This is a genomic window from Vibrio sp. 10N.261.52.A1, from assembly GCF_002876325.1.
Taxonomy (GTDB): Bacteria; Pseudomonadota; Gammaproteobacteria; order Enterobacterales; family Vibrionaceae; genus Vibrio; species Vibrio chagasii.
Genome location: NZ_MCYD01000061.1, coordinates 1 through 789, shown reverse-complemented (window position 1 = coordinate 789; position 789 = coordinate 1). Strand labels below are relative to the sequence as shown.

At 43.2% G+C, this 789-nt stretch carries 1 protein-coding gene; it reads right to left on the bottom strand.

The genetic code is table 11. The annotated features are described in order from the left end of the window. Nucleotides 1-122: 122 nt before the first annotated feature. A partial coding sequence (locus tag BCT81_RS00915) for an LssY C-terminal domain-containing protein (RefSeq protein WP_198596813.1) occupies nt 123-789 on the bottom strand: 667 nt, incomplete at its 5' end.

Below are 789 nucleotides of genomic sequence, written 5' to 3'. Positions count from 1 at the left end.
ATAGAAACGCCCAAAAGATGTTCGGCTTTAACCAGCAGAAATAACAGAACCTTGTTTGATTGATATTCAAACAAGGTTCGTATTTATCGGGGGCTAAGTTAGAGCTCGTCTTTAGCCGCACTTTATATATCATTCACCGCAACATCTAAGGTTAGTGAATCATCACTGTATGTCGTTGAGCCAATAACCAAGATCTTTCCGTCGGTATAGTAGTCATGTTGATCATTCATTACCTGTGCATTCGCTAGAGGCAAGTTGACCAGTTCCATACTTGGGTAAGTGGATTTAATTTGCTTCGCCAGCCGATCGCGTTCTTCATCAACATTCGGGTCAATGTTATGAAGGACGGTCACAATGCCTGAGTAAGGGGTGACTTTAAGGCCATCATCATAACTAATTGCGCCTAACCACTGAGGCTGGTTAGTTTTAATATCAACACCAGCGCGCCACCAGCGAATATGGCTTCTCTTCATCAGGTTGCCAGGCAATTGAAAGGCCATATCTTGTGGTTGGTTTCGCCAATACAAGTCAGATACAGGCGGTGTCTTATCTTTTAGGAGAGTAAGGTAACTCGACCACTCAATATCATTTCGAGAGAACGTTTGATTTTCTATCCAGCCCAACTGGTTCATGAGTTCACGAGGCGATTCTCCGACATAAACAACATTAATCGCTTGCGCATCATAGATTGGAGAAAGCCCAGGAAACGCTTTGTAAGTCACGTGTTGTAAGTCGACCGAGTTCATCGTTGCCGATGTTTGTTGATTTTGAAAGTCATCAGCTTTCAAG